Raw genomic sequence first — 3233 nt, forward strand, 5'->3', positions numbered from 1 at the left:
CTGGCCACGCCCGGGCTCCAGCCAGCGTCGCGCAGGCGCTGCACCAGGGCGATGGTCAGCGGCGTCTTGCCGGTGCCGCCGGCGGTGAGGTTGCCGACCACCACCACCGGTGCGGCGATGCTGTGGCGCTTGCGCCAGCCGCGCCGGTACAGCGCACGGCGCAGCGCGATCGCCGCCGCGTACAGCGGGGTCAGCACGCGCGCGTGCAGCGGCGGCGAACCCGTGCCGTACCAATAGGCGGGGGTGTGCGGCCCGCGCTCGCTCATCCGAACTGCCTTTCGCGGAACTGCATGCTGTGCAGGTGCGCATACACCCCGCCCAGCGCCAGCAGCTCGCGGTGGGTGCCGCGCTCGACGATGCGGCCGTGGTCCATCACCAGCACCTGGTCAGCGTGTTCGATGGTCGACAGGCGGTGGGCGATGACCAGCGTGGTGCGGTCAGGCATCAGCCGGTGCAAGGCATCCTGCACCAGCCGCTCGGATTCGTTGTCCAGCGCGGCGGTGGCCTCGTCGAGGATCAGGATCGGCGCGTCCTTGAGCATGGCGCGGGCGATCGCCAGGCGCTGGCGCTGGCCGCCGGACAGGCGCCCGCCCTTGGCCCCGACCTGCGACTGCAGGCCGTCCGGCAGGTGCTCGACGAACTCCATCGCGTTGGCATCGGCGATCGCCTGCTGCAATTGCGCCGGGCCGGCCTCGCGCATCTCGCCGTAGGCGACGTTCTCGGCGATGCTGCCATCGAACAGCATCACCTGCTGGCCGACCAGGGCGATCTGCCGGCGCAGATCCTCCAGGCGGTACTCCTGCAGCGGATGGCCGTCGAGCAGGATCTGCCCGGACTGCGGGTCGTAGAAGCGCGGGATCAGCTTGACCAGGCTCGACTTGCCGCTGCCGGAGCGGCCGACGATGGCGGTGACGGTGCCGGGTTCGGCGACGAAGCTGACCTCGGCCAGCGCCGGCCGCGCCTGCCCCGGATAGGCGGCGGTGACCTCACGGAACTCGATCCGGCCCTGCGCGCGCTCGATGTGGCGGGTACCGCTGTCCTGTTCCTCCGGCGCATCCAGCACCACGAACAGCCGCTGCGCCGAAGCGACGCCCCGCTGCAGCATGTTCTGCACGTTGGTGAGGTTCTTCAGCGCCGGGATGATCGCCATCATCGCGGTCATCAGCGACACGAACTCGCCGGCGGTCAGGCGCCCGGCCAGCGCCTCGTGGCCGGCGATCAGCAGCAGCGCGGCCAAGCCGATCGCGCCCAGCAACTGCACCGCGGCCGAGGAGATGCCGCGGGTGGATTCGACCTTCATCGCCAGGTGCAGGTTGGTGTCGGCCAGGTGCTGGTAGCGCTCCATCTCGCTGGCGCGCGCGCCGTAGACCTTGACCTCCTGGTTGCCGGACAGGGCCTGCTCGGCGGACTGCATCAGCTCGGCGTTGCTCTCCTGGATGCGGTGGCTGACCCGCCGGTAGCGCTTGGCTACGCGGTCCATCACCCACGCCAGCGGCGGCGCCACCAGCAGGATGGTCACGGTCACCGTCCAGCTGTACCACAGCATCACCGCCAGCGCGCCGACGATCTGCAGGGTCTGCTGCACCATCACCTTCATCGCGTCGACCGCGGCCTGCGCCACCTGCTCGCTGTCCGAACCCAGCCGCACCAGCATCGACGCCACCGGCTCGGCATCGAAGCGGCTGCCCGGCAGGCGCAGGTACTTGTCCAGCACGTTGACCCGGAAATCGCGGGAAATGCTCCGCGCCGCGCGTCCCATCGACATGTCGGTGACGTAGCCGGCGATACCGCGCAGCACGAACAGGCCGACGATCTGCAACGGCAGCCACATCGCCACCTCGCGGTTGCGGGCGATGAAGGTCTCGTCGGTGATCGGCTTCATCAGCGCAAGGAAGCCGGAGCCGGCCAGCGCTTCCAGCAGCGCACCAACGGCAGCGATCAACAGCAGGCCGCGGTAGCCGCCGGCATAGGACAACAGGCGGCGATAGGTCCGCCAGGGCGAATCCTGGACGGGCACGTCGGTGGGTACATTCACTTGGAGCTTCCGTCCCTGTTGACTTCGGGGGCAGTGGCGATGGCGATGCGGCGGAACCCGAGCTGGCCCAGCGCGTCCTGCGCGGTGACCACCGCCTGGTACGGCGTGCGCGCGTCGGCGCGCAGCAGCACCGGCTGTTCGCGGTCGTCGCCAGCGACCTGGGCGATGCTGCGCTTGACCGACTCCACGTCGGTGCGCAGCACTTCCTGGTCGTTGATGAAGTAATGCCCGTCGGCGTTGATCAGCACGCTCAGCGCGCGCGCCGGCGGCGGCGCGTTGCGGTCGCTGGCGTTGGGCAACTGCAATTGCAGCGTCGAACGCGCATCGAAGGTGGTGGTCACGACGAAGAAGATGATCAGCACCAGGATGACGTCGATCAACGGCACCAGGTCGATGTGCGGCTCGTCCTGGCCACGGTCGTCGCGGATCCGCACCGGCTCAGCCCTTGGCCGACGCGGCGTTCGACGCGGCGCCGCGTGCCGGCGCAACCGCACGGCCGTGGCCGTCGAGCGCGTCGGTCAGGGCGGTGGCTTCCTGCTCCATCTCGATCACGTAACCGGCGATGCGGCCCTTGAAATGGCGATGGAAGATCAGCGCCGGCACCGCGATGATCATGCCGGTGGCGGTGCACACCAGCGCCTTGCCGATGCCGCCGGCGAGCTGGTTCACGTCGCCCAGGCCATGGTCGAGGATGCCGAGGAACATCTGGATCATGCCGACCACGGTGCCGAGCAGGCCGAGCAGCGGCCCGGCCGAGGCGATGGTGCCCAACGCGTTCAGGTAACGCTCCATGCGGTGCACGACGTGCCGGCCAGTGTCCTCGATGCGCTCGCGCACGATCTCGCGCGGACGGTTGCGTACGTCCAGGCCGGCCGCGAGCAACGCGCCCAGCGGCGAATTGCGCCGCAGCGATTCGATGTGGGTGGGGTCGAGCTTGCCGCGCGTGGCCCAGTTGCGCACTTCCTGGCCCAGTCCCGGCGGCAACACCTCGCTACGGCGCAGGCTCCAGAACCGCTCCAGGACGATCGCCAGCGCGACCACGCCCAACAGCAGCAATGGCACCATCGGCCAGCCACCGGCCTTGACCAGTTCCCACACGTCGCAACCCTCCGGCACGCTCGGCCGTTCGTTCACTGGCCGATAGGATAGCAGCCGCCCGCGCCCGCTCCGCCGCGTCCCACAGCCGCGCCCGCCAGGG

General features: G+C 69.9%; 5 protein-coding genes. All 5 read right to left on the reverse strand.

Features of this window, described 5'->3' with window-relative positions:
* Positions 1–266, reverse strand: a 266-nt coding sequence (locus D183_RS24100) for a tetraacyldisaccharide 4'-kinase (RefSeq protein ID WP_039726282.1), incomplete at its 3' end; no start/stop codon positions are given.
* Complete coding sequence (gene msbA / locus D183_RS0105900) at positions 263–2035, reverse strand: lipid A export permease/ATP-binding protein MsbA (protein ID WP_026143406.1); 1773 nt, start codon at positions 2033–2035, stop codon at positions 263–265. The genes D183_RS24100 and msbA, both read right to left, overlap by 4 nt.
* On the reverse strand, positions 2032–2469 hold the full coding sequence (locus D183_RS0105905; protein WP_010342642.1) for an ExbD/TolR family protein: 438 nt from the start codon (positions 2467–2469) through the stop codon (positions 2032–2034). The genes msbA and D183_RS0105905 overlap by 4 nt, the downstream gene beginning before the upstream one ends.
* 4 nt (positions 2470–2473) lie before the next feature.
* Positions 2474–3100: a MotA/TolQ/ExbB proton channel family protein gene (locus tag D183_RS0105910; protein ID WP_232757222.1), complete on the reverse strand. Its 627-nt coding sequence runs from the start codon at positions 3098–3100 to the stop codon at positions 2474–2476.
* Positions 3027–3233: hypothetical protein (locus D183_RS27940; RefSeq protein WP_232757223.1), on the reverse strand; the 207-nt coding region annotated here is incomplete at its 5' end. The genes D183_RS0105910 and D183_RS27940, both read right to left, overlap by 74 nt.

It is taken from the genome of Xanthomonas sp. SHU 199 (genome assembly GCF_000364665.1).
GTDB lineage: Bacteria > Pseudomonadota > Gammaproteobacteria > Xanthomonadales > Xanthomonadaceae > Xanthomonas_A > Xanthomonas_A sontii.

Excerpts from the sequence above, each read along its gene's own strand:
- D183_RS0105910 (WP_232757222.1), bottom strand. The coding sequence starts at position 3,100 with ATGGTGCCATTGCTGCTGTTGGGCGTGGTCGCGCTGGCGATCGTCCTG.